General features: G+C 67.3%; 15 protein-coding genes and 2 pseudogenes. 5 read left to right on the top strand and 12 right to left on the bottom strand.

What is annotated here, in order from left to right; genetic code table 11:
• Nucleotides 1-3: 3 nt before the first annotated feature.
• The 7 genes and pseudogenes from M0765_RS20130 to M0765_RS20100 form a co-directional block, all read right to left on the bottom strand.
• On the bottom strand, nucleotides 4-1014 hold the full coding sequence (locus M0765_RS20130) for a chemotaxis protein CheB (RefSeq protein WP_258505583.1): 1011 nt from the start codon (nucleotides 1012-1014) through the stop codon (nucleotides 4-6).
• Between the two features lie 88 nt (nucleotides 1015-1102).
• Entirely contained in the window at nucleotides 1103-1528 is a 426-nt protein-coding gene (locus M0765_RS20125) for a response regulator (protein ID WP_258505582.1), read from the bottom strand.
• A complete protein-coding gene (locus tag M0765_RS20120) occupies nucleotides 1525-2409 on the bottom strand; it encodes a sensor histidine kinase (protein ID WP_258505581.1) in 885 nt (294 codons plus the stop codon). Before M0765_RS20120 ends, M0765_RS20125 begins: the two co-directional genes overlap by 4 nt.
• Complete coding sequence (locus M0765_RS20115; protein ID WP_258508346.1) at nucleotides 2367-5714, bottom strand: CheR family methyltransferase; 3348 nt, start codon at nucleotides 5712-5714, stop codon at nucleotides 2367-2369. The genes M0765_RS20120 and M0765_RS20115 overlap by 43 nt, the downstream gene beginning before the upstream one ends.
• A 360-nt stretch (nucleotides 5715-6074) precedes the next feature.
• On the bottom strand, nucleotides 6075-6434 hold the full coding sequence (locus M0765_RS29510; RefSeq protein WP_446751605.1) for a helix-turn-helix domain-containing protein: 360 nt from the start codon (nucleotides 6432-6434) through the stop codon (nucleotides 6075-6077).
• Nucleotides 6394-7455, bottom strand: a pseudogene (locus M0765_RS20105) (sigma-54-dependent transcriptional regulator); the annotation flags it as partial. The pseudogene M0765_RS20105 and the gene M0765_RS29510, both read right to left, overlap by 41 nt.
• A 175-nt stretch (nucleotides 7456-7630) precedes the next feature.
• Entirely contained in the window at nucleotides 7631-8026 is a 396-nt protein-coding gene (locus M0765_RS20100; RefSeq protein ID WP_258505578.1) for a histidine kinase dimerization/phospho-acceptor domain-containing protein, read from the bottom strand.
• 197 nt (nucleotides 8027-8223) lie between these two features.
• Here M0765_RS20100 and rpoN point away from each other — a divergent pair, with 197 nt between their 5' ends.
• The 4 genes from rpoN to M0765_RS20080 are packed head-to-tail and all read left to right on the top strand — an operon-like array spanning nucleotide 8224 to nucleotide 10473.
• Nucleotides 8224-9705 carry an RNA polymerase factor sigma-54 gene (gene rpoN / locus M0765_RS20095; protein ID WP_446751604.1) on the top strand — a complete coding sequence of 494 codons (1482 nt, stop codon included), beginning with the start codon at nucleotides 8224-8226 and terminating at the stop codon, nucleotides 9703-9705.
• Nucleotides 9695-9973: a hypothetical protein gene (locus tag M0765_RS20090; RefSeq protein WP_258505576.1), complete on the top strand. Its 279-nt coding sequence runs from the start codon at nucleotides 9695-9697 to the stop codon at nucleotides 9971-9973. The genes rpoN and M0765_RS20090 overlap by 11 nt, the downstream gene beginning before the upstream one ends.
• A gap of 15 nt (nucleotides 9974-9988) precedes the next feature.
• On the top strand, nucleotides 9989-10222 hold the full coding sequence (locus M0765_RS20085) for a hypothetical protein (RefSeq protein WP_258505575.1): 234 nt from the start codon (nucleotides 9989-9991) through the stop codon (nucleotides 10220-10222).
• Nucleotides 10219-10473, top strand: a complete 255-nt coding sequence (locus tag M0765_RS20080) for a hypothetical protein (RefSeq protein ID WP_258505574.1) — start codon at nucleotides 10219-10221, stop codon at nucleotides 10471-10473. Before M0765_RS20085 ends, M0765_RS20080 begins: the two co-directional genes overlap by 4 nt.
• A 33-nt stretch (nucleotides 10474-10506) precedes the next feature.
• Here M0765_RS20080 and M0765_RS20075 read toward each other — a convergent pair whose 3' ends face one another.
• On the bottom strand, nucleotides 10507-10791 hold the full coding sequence (locus M0765_RS20075; RefSeq protein WP_258505573.1) for a hypothetical protein: 285 nt from the start codon (nucleotides 10789-10791) through the stop codon (nucleotides 10507-10509).
• A gap of 163 nt (nucleotides 10792-10954) precedes the next feature.
• Here M0765_RS20075 and M0765_RS20070 point away from each other — a divergent pair, with 163 nt between their 5' ends.
• Complete coding sequence (locus M0765_RS20070) at nucleotides 10955-11548, top strand: DUF4142 domain-containing protein (RefSeq protein WP_258505572.1); 594 nt, start codon at nucleotides 10955-10957, stop codon at nucleotides 11546-11548.
• 32 nt (nucleotides 11549-11580) lie between these two features.
• On the opposite strand, the gene M0765_RS20065 is transcribed toward M0765_RS20070, so the two are convergent.
• The 4 genes and pseudogenes from M0765_RS20065 to M0765_RS29505 all read right to left on the bottom strand — a co-directional run bounded on the left by M0765_RS20065 (nucleotide 11581) and on the right by M0765_RS29505 (nucleotide 14734).
• The gene (locus M0765_RS20065; RefSeq protein WP_258505571.1) at nucleotides 11581-12141 is read right to left on the bottom strand and encodes a DUF1003 domain-containing protein; all 561 of its coding nucleotides are present in this window, start codon (nucleotides 12139-12141) and stop codon (nucleotides 11581-11583) included.
• Nucleotides 12128-12952: a TIGR04290 family methyltransferase gene (locus M0765_RS20060; RefSeq protein ID WP_258505570.1), complete on the bottom strand. Its 825-nt coding sequence runs from the start codon at nucleotides 12950-12952 to the stop codon at nucleotides 12128-12130. Before M0765_RS20060 ends, M0765_RS20065 begins: the two co-directional genes overlap by 14 nt.
• A gap of 17 nt (nucleotides 12953-12969) precedes the next feature.
• Nucleotides 12970-13920: a CgeB family protein gene (locus M0765_RS20055; RefSeq protein ID WP_258508345.1), complete on the bottom strand. Its 951-nt coding sequence runs from the start codon at nucleotides 13918-13920 to the stop codon at nucleotides 12970-12972.
• Nucleotides 13921-14063: 143 nt separating this feature from the next.
• Nucleotides 14064-14734, bottom strand: a pseudogene (locus tag M0765_RS29505) (CgeB family protein).
• Nucleotides 14735-14975 lie beyond the last annotated feature (241 nt).

The raw sequence follows: 14975 nt of genomic DNA, 5'->3' as shown, positions 1-14975 counted from the left end.
CGCTCAGCTCGCGTCGAAACTGGCTGGGCTGGGCGCTCTCACGGTGAGCTTGCGCAATGCGGCGCTCACCGCCGCGAGTTCGTCGGCTTCGCGCAGCGAGTTCTCGGCGTTGCCGACGCCGTCCGCCTTCTGGACCTCGGCCAGCCGCCGCAGCATGGCTTCCTTCTCCTGCATGGCGCGCAGGCTGGTCCATAGCGCGGCGTCGGTCACCTCTTCCTGCGTGGCCGCAAGACTGCGTGCACTGAAGGCGTGGCCCGTGTGACAGCGGTAGCGCACCGGGTGCTTGTCGTGCAGCTCGAACAGCACGCCCCCGCAGTCGGGGCAGCTGAACATGGAGGGCTCGCCGATCACCTTCAGGTTTTCCACGGTGCGGTCTCCAAGGCCCACGGCATATTCGCGGCGCAGCGCGGCAGGCGCTTCGAAGGCCGGCAGGTCGGGCCTCGGTTGCGCCAACTGGAACAGGAGCTTGCCCATGCCGCGCAACGCGACGACGTGGTCCACCTGCACCGCGGCCATCGCGCTTTGCGGCATGCTGGGCTCGTGCGCTTCGGCCGGGTCCTGCACCACGGCAATGCCGCCGCAGTCCTTGATGGCACGCAGGCCGGCGCTGCCGTCGTCGAGCCTGCCGGTAAGAACCACGCCCACGGCGCGGGGGCCGCAATCCAGCGCGGCGGAACGGAACAACGGATCGATGGCGGGGCGGGCATGGTGTTCCTTGGGTCCGCGGGTCAGGCGAACCACGCCGCCCTCGAGCAGCATGTGGTGGTCGGGCGGTGCGATGTAGATGGTGCCCGGTGCGGCCACATCGCCCTGCTTCGCCTCCACGGCGCGGTTCGGCCCGCGGTCGTTGAGCAGGGACGCAAGGTGGCTGCGGTGGGCGCCGATGTGCTGCACGAAGAAAATCGGCGCGGGAAAGTCGGCCGGCAATTCAGCGACCAGATCGAGCATTGCATAGACGCCGCCTACGGAAGCGCCAATAAAGATGGCTTGGTTTTGGGGAACAGAGTTCAGCATTCCTGAGCAGCAGAAGTACACGAATAAGTACGTTGTCTTCCTGCAGGGCAAGCGGCGTGCCCGGCTTGCGCGCCCGCTAGCCGCCCCTTTAGCCGCCTGCGGCTGCTGCCCCGTCGCGCGCCCGCAGCAGGCGCTGGACGTCTGCCGCGGCCACCGGCTTCACCAGGTGCTCGTCGAACCCCGCCTCCAGTGCGGCAAGCTTGTCCTCAGGCTGGCTCCACCCCGTGGCCGCCACAAGAAGCATGCCGCGCCCCCAGGGCTGTGCGCGAATCCGGCGCGCCACCTCGTGCCCGTCGAGCCCGGGCATGCCGATGTCGAGCACGGCCGCATCGGGCCGGAAGTGCTCCGCCACCCGTAGTGCATCGACCCCGTTGTCGGCGGTTTTGACGCTGAAGCCGGAAATCGACAGCATGCGCGCCATGCCCCACAGGGCGTCCACGTTGTCGTCCGCGAGCAGCACGCGCTGCGGAGCGGCCTCTGACGCAGCAGCCGACGAGCCAGGCTCGGATTTCACCTGCCCCGCCACGGTGTCGGATGCAAGCGGCTCCGCAAGCGGAATACGCACGGTGAACCGGCTCCCATGGCCGAGCCCCTGCTCTCGCCGGTGACCGTGCCGCCATGCAGCTCGACGATGTTGCGCACCAGCGCCAGGCCAATGCCCAGCCCGCCCGCCGAGCGCTCGTGCGCGTGCACGCTCTGCGTGAACATCTCGAACATCGTGTCGACCGTGTCCGGGTCCATGCCGATGCCGTTGTCCGTGACGGTGAAGATCGCATGGCCGGCATCCGCATCGGCATGCACTGCCAGTTGGATCTCGCCTCTTTCCGGCGTGTACTTGGCCGCGTTGGACAGCAGGTTCGAGATCACCTGCGTCAGGCGCATCGGGTCGGCGTCGAGCGGAATCTCGGCGGCGAAGATGTCGAGTTCGAGCTTGTGGCGCCCCTGCTCCATCAGCGGGCGGGTGGCCTCCAGCGCCGCATCGACGATGCTCTGCGCCGTGACCCTCTCGCGGCGAAGCACCAGCCGGCCGCGGCGCAGGCTGGACACGTCGAGCAGGTCGCCCAACAGCACCTTCATGGCCGCCGCCTGGCGCCGCACCACGCGCGCGGCACGCGCCTGCTCCTGCGTGGGAAGCTCCTCGGGCGCCAGCAGTTCGGCGGCGCCGCTGATCGATGCGAGCGGGTTGCGCAGTTCGTGCGAAAGCACGGCCAGAAAGCGGTCCTTGGCGGCATCGGCGGCCTCGAGCGCCTGCCGCGCGGCCTCGTTGGCGCGCAGCGCGTCGAGCAGTTCGCCGCGGCTTTGCTCCACCTCCTGCTGCGCCGCGCGCTGCTCGCTCTGGTCGCGCAGCACCTTCACCATGCCGACGACCGCACCCTCGCCGTTGTGCATGGGCATGAGCGCGCCGCTGGCCCAGAAGCGCGAGCCGTCCTTGCGCTGGTGCAACCGGTCGTCGGCCGCCCGGCCGGCGGTGAGCGCGGTGCGCGCCTCTTCCTGCGGGCGCCCGCCGCGCGGTCTTCCTCGGTAAAGATGATGTCGGCCGAACGGCCGAGGATTTCGGCCTCGGTATAGCCCAGGAGCCGCTCGGCCCCGGTGTTCCAGCTTTTCACGCAGCGCTCCATGTCGACCGAGAAGATCGCGTAGTCGACCGCGTTTTCGAGCATCAGCCGGAAGCGCTCCTCGCTTTCGCGCAGCGCTTCTTCAGCGGCCCTGCGCTCGCTGATGTCGCTGCACACGATGAGCGCGGAGTCGGGCTTTCCGCCCGCATTGGTGAGCACGGTCACGCTCTTGTGCAGCCAGATGAAGGAGCCGTCCTTGCGGACATTGCGGCTCTCGCTCTGGAACGGCTCGCCATGCTGTGCCAGCCGCGCGAAAAGCGCCGAAATGGCCGGCTTGTCGGCGGCGTGCACCAGGTCGAGCGCGCTCACGCCGGCGAGCTCGCTCTCGCCGTAGCCCATGAGCTGGTGATAGCAAGTGTTGGCAAAGGTAATTTCGCCGTCGAGGCGGGTTTGCGCCACGCCCACCGAGGCCTGGTTGACGATGGCGCTGAAGCGCTCCTGCGACTGCCGCAGCGACTCCTGCGCTTCTTTCCGCTCGGTGATGTCGACAAAGGTGAGCACCACGCCCGCAATGCGGTCTTCGATGGTGCGGTACGGCCGCACGCGCGCCAGGTACCAGTTGCCGGCGGCGTCGCCCACTTCGCGCTCCGAAGGCTGCAGCGTCTGTAGCACCTTGCGTGCATCCGCCGCAAGCTGCGGATAGTCCAGCGGCGTGGTCAGGTCGGAGAGCGGCCGCCCCACGTCGGTTGCAATCAGCTTGAAGATGGCCACCGCGCTGGGCGTGAAGCGGGTCACGCGGAACTCGCGATCCAAAAACACCGTGGCAATGGCGGTCGCGTCCATCAGGTTCAGCATGTCGCTGTTGGCCTGGCCGAGATCGTCCACCTTGCTCTTGAGCTCGTGGTTGACGGTGGTGAGCTCTTCGTTGATGGATTGCAGTTCTTCGCGGCTGGTTTCGAGCTCTTCGGTCGCCGAATGGAGCTCTTCGTTCATGGCGTGCAGTTCCTCGTTGCTCGCCTTGAGTTCCTCGGTCGATGTCTCGTACTGCTCCACGGTTTCGCGCAACTGCGACTTCAAACGCGTCACCTCGCGCTCCAGGTGCTCGGCAAGGGGCTCGGCATCCACGCGCGGAACCACGATGCTGCCGCGCGCGCTCGCGGGGTCGGCCTGGCGCAGCAGCACCAGCAGGCCGCCGCCGATTTCTTCCACCGGCATCACGTGGAGCGAGACCTCGGCTTCGCCATGGTTCAGCCGCACGCGCACCGGCGCCACCTCCACCGGCTGGCGCCTTTCGTTCACGTGGTAGAGCGCGGTCTGCAGCTCGGCCTTCAGGTCGGGCACGATGGCGCGCAGCACGTTGCGCGACGGCTCGCCGCCGCTGAAGTGCAGGAACGGCGTTGCCGCGGGCGAGATATGCAGCATCTCGTGGTCCGAGTCCAGCAGGATGGAAGGCGGCGCCAGCCGGTCGAGCAGCCGCAGGTGCAGCTCGCCCCAGGTCATGCTGCGGCCATCGGAGAGCGGCGCCATTGCGCTGCGTTGCAGCTGCGCAAAGGCCGCCCCTGGAATCACGGGCAGCGCGCGCTTGGCGTCGAGCGCCAGCGCGGTGCTGCTGCGGCCGGTGGGCACCGGCAACGCGGCCTTGGGCGCATGGCGGTGCGCGTAGATGCGGTGCTTCTTGTCGAGCACAGCGAACAGCGGGCTGTCTTCGTCCACCGCCTCCGATGCGCCGATGAACAACCGGCCGCCGGGCACCAGCGCAAAGTGCAGCGTCTCGAACACGCGGGCCTGCGCCTCCCGGTTGAGGTAGATGAGCAGGTTGCGGCAGGTGACCAGGTCGATGCGCGAGAACGGCGAATCCTTCAGCACGTCGTGCACCGCGAACAGCACCATCTCTCGCAACTCGCGGCGCACGCGGTAGCCGCGCTGCTCGCGGATGAAGAAGCGCCGCAGCCGCTCTTCCGAAACATCCGCCTCGCTGACCATGGGGTAGATGCCTTCACGGGCGGCGCGCACCGCGTCCTCGTCCAGGTCGGTGGCAAATATCTGGATGGTCGGCGGGCTTTCCAGCATGCGGGCGTGCTCGCTCAGCAGCATCGCAATCGAATAGGCCTCTTCGCCCGTGGCGCAGGCCACCACCCACACGCGGATGGTGTCGGCCGAGGTCTTGCTGCGGAACAGCTCGTGCACCATGCCTTCCAGCGCCGAAAAGCATTCGCCGTCGCGAAAGAAATTAGTCACGCTGATCAGCATGTCCTGCAGCAGCGCGCCGGCCTCGCCGGGGCGCGTGCGCAGGCAGTCCAGGTAGGCGGCAAGATCGCTCACGCCGTTTACCTGCATGCGGCGGCCGATGCGCCGCAGCACGGTGGCCCGCTTGTAGTTGACAAAATCGCGCCCACTTCGGCTTCGCACGAAGGCCAGCACTTCGCGAAAGGCCGCCTCGTCCACATCGGGCGCGGGCGGTGCGTCGTCTTCGCCGTCCGGCAGCTGCTCGGGCGGCAGTTTCAGCTGCCGCTCGATGCGGTAGTAGGCGTGAATGCGCGCGCCCATTTCGCGCACGGGCAGCACCCAGTCGACCATGCCGGTGGCAATGGCCGACTGCGCCATGCCGTTGTGGCGGGTTTCCTGCGGGTCTTGCGCCACCGTCAGGCCGCCGCGCTCCTTGATCCGCTTGACGCCGATGGTGCCATCGCTGTCCACACCCGAAAGAACCACCGCAATGGCGTGGGGCCCGTGGGTATCGGCCAGCGTTCGAAAGAAGAAGTCGACCGCCATGTGGCGGCCCTGGACCGGCGGAAGCGCCGCCAGCTCGATGAGCTCGCCGCGGGTGCGCAGCGTCTTGCCGGGCGGAACCACATACACCGTGTCGGGCTCGATGCGCTCCCTGCCGCCGACCGGCACCACCCGCATGCGGGTGGAGCGCGCCAGCACCTGCGCCAGTGCGTTCTCATGCGCCGCGGGCAGGTAGAGCACCACCACGAAGGCCATGCCCGTGTCGGTGGGCATGCCCTCCAGGAACTCGCCCACCGCCTCGATGCTGCCCGCCGAGCCGCCAAGCCCGACAACGGGCAGCATGCGATAGCCGCGCGACGGCACGGCGTCGTCGATCTGATCGCCCAGCGCTTCCTCGGCATGGTCGGGGTTCATTTCATCCAATGCGCTTCTCCTACTTGCTCTCCGGCAAACGGCGTACCGGCCCGGCGGCGGCACCTCGGCACGCAGTTTGCCGGACGGTGAACGCCTTGCGCGAGACCTTCGCCTAGCGAGAACCTTCACGCACCCGGAGACACGCATGAACGAACTCAGCAGCTATTTCGCCCGCCATCCACTTGAAAACCCGGCGAATTATCTGGGAACCGACTTCGATCCCGCAGGCGCCGCGGCCTACAGGTTCCGGCTGCGCGGCTGGAAGGAGCGCTATCGCGCGCGAATGCGCGGCGCGTCCTCCGCCGCGGGTCCGTCCTCATGCTCCCGTCGGAACACGCCGGCGCAGCCGCAGGCGCCTTCTCATTGCTGGTACTCCTTCAGCCGGTTGTAGAGCGTCTTCATGCTGATGCCCAGCAGCGCGGCGGTGCGCTCCTTGTGGCGCCCGCAGCGCTCGTAGGTGGCAAGAATGACGCGCCGTTCTACCTCCGAGAGTTGCGTGCCCACTTCGATCACGATCTGGTCCTCCCCCGCCTCGGGAGGTGCCACAGCGGCATCCCGCTGGCCATTGATCGGAGGGGGCGCGAGCGCTCGGCCGCGCGTTGCTTCGGGCTCGGGCCCGGCGCCCGCACTGTCCCGCTGCGGGCAGCCACTCCTCGTCGATCTCGTTGCCGGACGCCATGACCCATGCGCGCTGCACCACGTTGCGCAGCTCGCGCACATTGCCAGGCCAGCGGTGCGCCGCCAGCCGCGCCAGCGCGCCCGGCGTGAAGTGCTTGCTGCCACCTTCCTGGCGCGCCAGGTCTTGCAGGAAGCTGGTGGCAATGAGGGCGATGTCGTCGCCGCGTTCGCGCAGGGGCGGCAGCCCGATTGGAAATACGTTGAGGCGATACAGCAGGTCTTCGCGCATGGTGCCCCGCGCCACCGCCTCGCCGGCGTCGCGGTTGGTGGCCGCGATGATGCGCACGTCGGTCTGCTGCACCTGGGTGGAGCCCACCCGCATGAAGGTGCCGCTCTCCAGCACGCGCAGCAGTTTTACCTGCAGCTCGAGCGGCATTTCCGTCACCTCGTCCAGAAACAGCGTGCCGCCATGCGCGCGCTCGAAGAAGCCCTGGTGCTGGCGCTCCGCCCCGGTAAAGCTGCCGCGCTCGTGGCCGAAGATTTCGCTTTCGACGAGGTGCGGCGACAGCGCACCGCAGTTCACGGCAAGAAACGGCTGCTCGCGCCGCCGGCTCAGGTCGTGCACCGCGCGGGCCACCAGTTCCTTGCCGGTGCCGCTTTCTCCGTGGATGAACACGGTCACCGCGGTGCCGGCCACGCGCGAAATCTGCCGGTACACGCGCTGCATGGCCTGCGAGCGGCCGATCAGGTGGCCGAAGCGCCCGGTCTCGCGCCAGAGCTCCTGCACCTCGTCGAGTTCAGCGCGCAATTGCGAAGGAGCAATGAGGCGTGAGAGCAGCCCCTTCAGGTGCTGCGGATTGATCGGCTTTACCAGGTAGTCGGCAGCGCCGATACGCAGCGCCCTGATGGAAGTCTCCAGGCTCGCCTGCCCCGTCATGAGGACCAGCATGGTGTCGCTCACCATCTCGGGGTCGTCCAGCAGGTCGAAGCCGCTTCCGTCGGGCAGGTGCAGGTCGAGCAGCAGCAGATCGGGCCGCTGCATGGCAACCAGGCGGCGCGCCGCGGCGATCGAGTGCGCGCACATCACGGTGTGCCCCTCGCGCGCGACCAGGGCGGCAATCATCCGCGCCGAATCTTCGTCGTCTTCAACAATAAGTGTGTGGCCCAACTTCGTACCTGGCTTGACGCCTGTGCTGCACTGCGAATGAGTGCTTGCCTCGAATTTCCCGCGCAATTTCTTTCGCGCGTAGATGTCTCATTTCAGATTTTGCTCCGCCGCGCAAGAAATGCCGGACGGTTCAATCGTTCAAGCCCTGTGCGAATTCGTGCACTTGCTCTGTCAGAGACGTCATACGCGCGACCTGCCGCTCCAGCACTTCCAGGGCTTCGCGTTGGGTGTCGGTGTCGTCGGAGGTCCGCAAAAGCTCCAAGGCCACGGCCATGGCGCCCACCGGGCTTCGAAGATCGTGTTCAAGGCGCTGTGCGCACAGCGCCTGGCGAGCCATGCGCGCCCGATGCAGCGCCAGCTTTTCTTCTGCAGCCCGTGCGGTGCGGGCTTTCTGCCGAAACGCGAGTCCCAGCCCCGCGATCCCCGCAATGGCAAGGCAAGCGCCGGTCAGCAGCGCCGGCCACGCCGCGGGCTGCCCCCTGTCTCCCGATGAATTTTTCATTGCATGAGTTTCCGACAAACGCACCACCCCTGTCTGCCCCGGGAGAACCGCAAGATTTGCCGCAAGGCTTCCAACACCCCGGCGCCGAAGGCGCGCGCGAACCCTTTTATGCGTACTTTAAAACTAGTTTTCGACCCATGCGAGCGCGAAATACCCTGGCACGACCGTTGCGCAGCCATCCCGCCCCGAGAACCGGAGGCGCTACGGAGAAACATGAACACATCGATTGTTTTGCAGGCCCGCCAGGTGCAGGCCCCCATCTTTTCCCCCGCCTGCAGCAGGCCGTTCGGCTGCTGCAGATGTCCTCGCAGGAATACGCGCAGGCGCTGCGCGACGCAGCCGAGCTGAACCCGTTTCTCGAGATTGAACCGCTCGCGCAAGAAGGCCACGAATCCATCGCCGAAACCGTGCCGGCCGCGGCCGATGCTGCCGCCGACATCGAAGCGGCAGCGGCCTTCGACAGGATTACCGCGGCCCCGGCCTCGGGCGACAGGCACCTGTCGCATGACGAGAGCTTCGACCTGATGCAGCGCGTGCCGCTGCCGGATTCGCTGCGCGCCCACCTGCACGGGCAACTTGGCGTACTGCGCATTTCTGCGCGCGAAATGGCATTTGCGCGCGCCGTGGTCGAGGCGTTGGACGACGACGGCTACCTTCGCATTTCGCTCGAAGAGGTGGGCTCCGCGCTCGGAGAAACCGGCGCGGATGCCGAACGCGAGCTGCGCACGGCCCTGCGCCGCGTGCAGGCGCTCGACCCTGCGGGCGTGGCGGCGCGCAGCGTGGCCGAATGCCTTTGCCTGCAACTCGAGGCTTCCCCGAAGCATGCGAACGAATCGGAAACAGTCATCCGGCAACTCGCGCGCCGTATTCTCGAAGCGCACATTGGCCTGCTTGCCACGCATGACCTCGGCAAACTGGCCAGGGCGCTCGACGCGGCGCCGCAGCAAGTGCAGTGCGCAATCGATTGCATCCGGCGCCTGAACCCGCACCCGGGCTGGCAATTCGGCGAAACGGCGGCGCGCATCGTGATACCCGACGTGACCGTGAAGAAGGTGCGCGGCACCTGGCGGACCTCGCTCAATGCCAGCGCCCTGCCCCGCGTGAAGGTGAATGCGGCCTACGCGCAAATGCTCGAGCAGCATGGAGAGAAACACGGCACCGGCCAGTGCGCCGCCATGAAGGAATGCCTGGAGCAAGCGCGCTGGATGGTGGGCAGCGTGTCGCAGCGCGCATCCACCATTCTGGAGGTGGCCCGCGCCATCGTCGCGCGGCAGAAGATGTTCTTCGAGCATGGGCCGCTCGCCATGAAGCCGCTCGGGCTGCGCGAAATTGCCGAAGAAGTGGGTGTGCATCCGTCCACCGTTTCGCGCACCGTGCACAACAAGTACATGGCCACGCCCGTCGGCATCTTCGAACTGCAGCACTTCTTCTCGCGCGGGCTCGAGCACGCCGCCGGGGGCGCGAGCGCGCCGGTGGCACTGCAGGGGCTCATCCGCGAGCTCATTGCCGTCGAAAAACCCGTGGCGCCGCTGAGCGATGCGGCGCTGGCACGCCAGTTGGCGCAGCAGGGCTTTCGCATTGCGCGCCGCACCGTCACCAAGTACCGCCAGAGCATGAACATCGATCCCTTCGAGCGCCGCCGCGCCCAAGGGGAGAACTGGGAGCTGCGGCCTAGCCCGCAAAGGAGAAAACATGTCCATTGAATTTCTGCGTGTGCTCGCAAAGCATCCCGCGCCCGCGACGCTGACCGACCCCCACGACATCGACAACCTGCTGGTGCTGCGGGCCGCCGGGCTGGTTGCGGCGCTGACCCTCAAGCTTGATGCCGGGGGCCGCGAGGTGGGCCGCTTTCTCGCCTTGACACCCGACGGACGCAGCGCGCTCGGAGCGCCCGAGGACAGCTTCAAACGCGGCGTGCAGGCCAATCCGCAATTGCAGCAGTTGCAGCAGTTGCAGCAGTTGCAGCAGTAAAGAGAGGGGTACCGCATGTCCTACCGCTATCTCGAAAGACTGGCCCGCAAGCGCCTTCCCATCTTCGTGGCACGGCCGTCCAAGGTGCGCGTGCTGCGCCGGCTCGCGGCAACCGGGCACGTGGATGCGCGCTTCTATCCGCCGGACTCTTGTGACGGGCAGTTCGGCGAAGTCCGCGCGCTCACGCCCGCCGGATGGAACGCGATCCGCGGTGACGATTCACCAGCCGCGGCGGAGCACCCGCAATGAACGAAGAGCAGCGCCACGAATTCGTCTACCGCGGCTGGCGCTTCGCGTACTGCGCCCGCCGCATGGCCACGGGTGTGTACCGCCCCGAGGTCGTCTGCCTCGGCGAGGGAACGGCCACCCAGGAAACCATGCTGCCCAACGACACCGACGAGATCGCCTACGCCACCGAAGCAGAGGCGCTGCGCCATGCGCAGCAGCAAGCCATGCGCTGGGTGCACGACCGCACGGGCGACGGCCAGGGCCAGCTCTGAAGCATCCGCCGCAACAAGCGGCGGCAAGCGCCCTCAGCGGCGCCCGGGCGTCAGCGCATTGGCGCTGCGCATCATGCAGGCCGCGCGGCCTTCGGCGGTGATCGCGGTGACGATGGCGCGCTCGATGCGTCGCTCGCCGGTGCGCAACACCACCGTCGGCTCCGTCATCGCCTGCAGCAGCGACGCGCTGCGCAGTGCAAGGATCTTGTGAATGTCATCGGGTTCCGAGCACACCACGGGCATCTGGCGGCGCGACAGGAATTCAAGCAGTTCATAGCACTCGCTCGCATGGCCCATGCGCGATTGCGATCTTTTCATGACAGGACGTCCAGGGCGTTGAAAAGAATGATGGGAAGAAGAGGGACAAACGCGGGCGGCAAGCGGCATGCCCGCACCGCGCCGGGCATGCGCGTTGCCCCGCAAGGAGCGGATCCCGCTCCAACGGGCGGGCCCGAAATCATCACCTTCAAGGAGTACATCGATGACCATCCAGAGCACTGCCTTCCGTTTCGGCATGGCCGCAGTGGCCGCTTGCGCATTTGCTGCGACTCTTCCCGCCGCCGCACAAAGCGCAAGCTCCCGCGGCGACCAGGCCACGGAAACCCGCAGCGCCGCCGGCAAGTCGGACCAGGCAGGCAAGCCCTCGAAGGGCGACCAGCGCATGATGAGAGACATTGCGCAGGCCAATCTCGCCGAGATCGAAACCGGAAAGCTCGCCCAGGAGAAAGCCTCGAAGGACGAGGTGAAGCAGTTCGGCAAGACCATGGTCGACGACCACACCAAGGCGCTGAGCGAACTGCAGGAAATCGCATCGAAGAAAGGCGTGGAGCTGCCGACCGAGCCCGACGCCAAGCACAAGGCCACCGCAACCGCGCTGAAGGCCCTGAGCGGCGAAACCTTCGACAAGCAGTACATGTCGATGGCGGGCCTTTCCGACCACAAGAAGACGCATGAAATGCTGCAGAAGGTGCAGCGCAGTGCGGCCGATGCGGACCTGAAGGCCTATGCAGCCAAGACGCTGCCCGTGGTTCACGGCCACCTGACGACCGCGCAGGGAATCACCGGCAAGAAGTAAGAAGGAAGGAACAGCCGGCCGGGAGAGTCGCCCTACCCCTCCGGCTGCCCGGGCTCTTTCGAAGGGCGCTCGATGCGGTCGAGCACCCGCTCCGGCGAAACGTTCTCGCGGAGTTCGTCGAGCTCCGGGTCGTGGGCCGCCGGAATGTCCATGCGCTTTGCGATCTCCGTAACCAGGGTGATGACCTTCGTGATCTCGTGCTCGCCCAAGAGGCTGATCTGAAGATCGAGGTCGGCACGCTGGTCGGCCATCGCGGCCATGCGGTTCTGGCTGATCATCACGAAGGTCGAGATGAAAATGGCCTCGACCGACGCCACCATGGCCAGCACCACGAAGGTCGGGTCGAATGCGCGGACCATGGGTACCCACCCCAGGTTGATGACGATCCAGCCCCCGTAGATCAGCAGGTGCAGGTACACGAACTTCATGCTGCCGGCAAAGCGGGTAATGGCGTCGGCGATCCGGTCCTGCAGGCCGGTCGATATCTTTTTCTGCTGGCGCCGCCGCACCAGCGCGGCAATGTTGCGGTCGACCACGCCCGCAACGGGCGGCTCCCCGGCCCGGCCTTCCTGGCCTGGTTCAGCCGCCGCCACGGATCGCTCCCGTGGCCGACTCGTATTGCGAACCATAGATGGCGCGTGCACCCTGCGCCTGTGCATCGGGCACGCACAGGTAGATCTCGTGCCCCGGCCGGGCTTCGACGCGCAGTCCGCTGGAGCGCAGCATCGCCTCCACGCCGGCATGGTTGGGGGCCCACCAGTTGGTGGGGTCGTTGGCAAGCCGGTGTTCGATGAAGGCCATGCGCGGCCATCCGCTCTCGAGCAGCGGCGTGCGGTTGTCGATGTTGCAGTCCGCCGTGTCGGTATAGACCGAGTCGCCAGGCATGGTGAGCGTCTGGAACATCATGATGCGGCGCGTGCGCTCGGCCAGCAGGTCGAGCGCCAGCAGCGGATAACGCAGGTGATAGAAAACGCCCATGAACCAGACGAGGTCGAAGGTCTCACTGGAGCGCGCGAGGTCGTACACCTGCATCTCCCGAAACTCCACCTGCGACTCCATGCCCAGCTGGCCGGCGGCCCACCGGGCCTGCGCGAGGTAGTGCGCGTCGACATCGATGCCCAGCACCGAGGCACCGCGCCGCGCCAGCTCGAAGCTGTAGAAGCCTGCGTTGCAGCCCACGTCGAGCACGCGCCATCCGCTCAGGTCTTCCGGCACAAAGGGCTTGATCTCCTGCCACTTGAAGTTGGGAAAGTCGCCGCCGAGAAAATGCTTGGGCAAGGTTTGCACGCCGCCGGGCAGGTGCAGGTTGTGGAACCAGGGGCCCAGGGCCTCGATCTTCTGGCGAACGGAATCTTGGTCCTGCCCGGTTGCGGCGGCGGCCGCTGACTTCTGGTTGTTGTGCACGTGCATGCCTCCTCTTTTCATGCCGCCTCGCGCACTTGCAGCAGCGTGCGGGCGTAGCCTTCGAGCTCGGCGGCCCGGTGAGCGGCGGTGTGCTCCGAAAGAATGCGCCGGCGCGCGCGCTCGCCCACGGCGTGGCGCTCTTCCTCCGGCAGTTCGCGCAAGAGCCGCAGCACTTCGCCGGGCGAATCGGCCAGAAAGATCTCTTCGCCCGGAACGAGCAGCGATTCGATGCCGTCCCAGCGGTCGCTGATGATCGGCGTGCCGCACGCGGCCGCTTCGAAGATGCGCACGCTGGGCGACCAGCCGGCCTGGATCATGTCGGCGCGGGTCACGTTGAGCGTGAAGCGCTGCCGGTTATAAAAATCGCGGTGCATGGCCGGCGGCAAGTGCGCCGTGTAGCGCACGTTCCGCGGCCATTCGATGCTGACCGGGTACTGCGCCCCGGCCACTTCGAAGCGCCCCTGAGCCCACTCGCGCGCGGGCTCGAGCAGCAGCGCTTCGAGCGTGGGCTGGCGGTCGTCGCTGTAGGTGCCCATGTAGCCGAGGTCGCAATCCTGCGCCACGGGTTCGGGGTAATACAGCTCGGGGTCGACCGAGCAATAGAGCATGCGCGCGGCGGGCGAGCCGAACTCGCGCTCCAGCCGGTCGAGCGTGGGGCCGCCGGTGAAAGACAGGTACATGTCGTAGCCCGCAATCTGCCGCGCCTGCAGGTAGGGGGTGCCTCCGCGGGCGAGCGCGGCCAGCGTAACCGGCGTATCGATGTCGTAGAAGGCGGTGCGCCCCGGTGCCTCGGCCTGCACCCAGTCGCCGACGGCCACGCCGTCAGGCACGAAGGAGCCGACGATCACGAGGTCGGCCTCGCCGATCTGCGCCGCATGGTCGCGCTGCAGGCTGGCAACGTCGGCGTACAGCGCGGTACGGCCAAAGGGCGGATCGGGCAGGTCGCGGTGCCCGGCGTACCAGGGCACGTCGCGCTCGAGAAACAGCACGTCGTGCCCGCGCCGCACCAGTTCGCGCACCAGGCCGCGGTAGGTGGTGGCGTGGCCGTTGCCCCACGAAGAAGTGATCGAGAGCCCGAGGATGACGATCTTGAGCGGTGAAGCCTGCATGCTCATGCAACCTCCAGGGCCTGCGCCGCATCGCGGCCTTCGAGCAATGCCTCGAGCTGCGCGGCACGGTGCGCGTAGGTGTGTTCCGCCAGCACGCGCCGGTAAGCGGCCTCTCCGATGCGGCGCGCGCTTGCGGCGTCGAGCTGGCGCACATGCGCCGCCACTTCTTCGCCGTCGGCGGCCACCAGCACTTCCTTTCCGGGCTCGAGAAAAGCTCGATGCCCTCCCACGCATCGGTGATCAGGCAGGCGGCGGAACCGGCCGCCTCGAACACGCGCGTGGCCGGCGAAAAACCGTAGCGCGCCATGCTGTCGCGGCTCACGTTGAGCACGGCCATGGGCGTGCGGTTGAATGCGTTGTGGTCGGCGGTGTAGACGTGGCCGACATAGCGCACGTTGCTGGGCATGGCCTTGTCGCCCCAGCCGCTGCCGCCCAGCAGAAAGCGCTGCTCGGGCAGCAGGCTGGCGGCGCGAAGAAAGAACTCTTCCACGCGCGCCTCGCGGTCCGGCAGGCGGTTGCCGAGGAATCCCAGGTCGGCCTCGAAGCGTGCATCGGGCCCGACCGGATGATGCGTGGACGGATCGAGCGCGTTGTAGATCGGAATGCAATCGCGCGCGCCGGCACGGCGATAGGCCTGCACCACGGGGTCGCCGCCGCCGTAGGTCAGCACCATGTCGTAGCGCGGCACCAGCGCATGGAACGGGTCGGCCGCATCGGCCTGCAGCCGGTCGAGCGTGGCGGGCGCATCGACGTCCCAGAACACGACGCGCGTGCCCGGGCCCTGCAAGTCGAGCACGGCCTCTTCGAGCAGCGCGTCGAACACGCCCACGCCGCTGGCCTTGACCACCAGGTCGGCGCCGCGTGCATGCTCGACCATGCGGCGTGCATTGGCGTCGCCCTCGCCCGGATACACG

The organism is Variovorax sp. S12S4, from assembly GCF_023195515.1.
Classification (GTDB): Bacteria; Pseudomonadota; Gammaproteobacteria; order Burkholderiales; family Burkholderiaceae_C; genus Variovorax.
Note: the sequence above shows the minus strand (reverse complement) of the source record. Positions and strands in the feature narration are given on the sequence as shown.

Excerpts from the sequence above, each read along its gene's own strand:
- M0765_RS20080 (WP_258505574.1), top strand. The coding sequence starts at position 10,219 with ATGAACGAAGAGCAGCGCCACGAATTCGTCTACCGCGGCTGGCGCTTC.
- M0765_RS20115 (WP_258508346.1), bottom strand. The coding sequence starts at position 5,714 with ATGAACCCCGACCATGCCGAGGAAGCGCTGGGCGATCAGATCGACGAC.
- M0765_RS20070 (WP_258505572.1), top strand. The coding sequence starts at position 10,955 with ATGACCATCCAGAGCACTGCCTTCCGTTTCGGCATGGCCGCAGTGGCC.
- M0765_RS20130 (WP_258505583.1), bottom strand. The coding sequence starts at position 1,014 with ATGCTGAACTCTGTTCCCCAAAACCAAGCCATCTTTATTGGCGCTTCC.
- M0765_RS20085 (WP_258505575.1), top strand. The coding sequence starts at position 9,989 with ATGTCCTACCGCTATCTCGAAAGACTGGCCCGCAAGCGCCTTCCCATC.
- M0765_RS20120 (WP_258505581.1), bottom strand. The coding sequence starts at position 2,409 with ATGCCCATGCACAACGGCGAGGGTGCGGTCGTCGGCATGGTGAAGGTG.
- M0765_RS20090 (WP_258505576.1), top strand. The coding sequence starts at position 9,695 with ATGTCCATTGAATTTCTGCGTGTGCTCGCAAAGCATCCCGCGCCCGCG.
- M0765_RS29510 (WP_446751605.1), bottom strand. The coding sequence starts at position 6,434 with ATGTGCGCGAGCTGCGCAACGTGGTGCAGCGCGCATGGGTCATGGCGT.
- M0765_RS20075 (WP_258505573.1), bottom strand. The coding sequence starts at position 10,791 with ATGAAAAGATCGCAATCGCGCATGGGCCATGCGAGCGAGTGCTATGAA.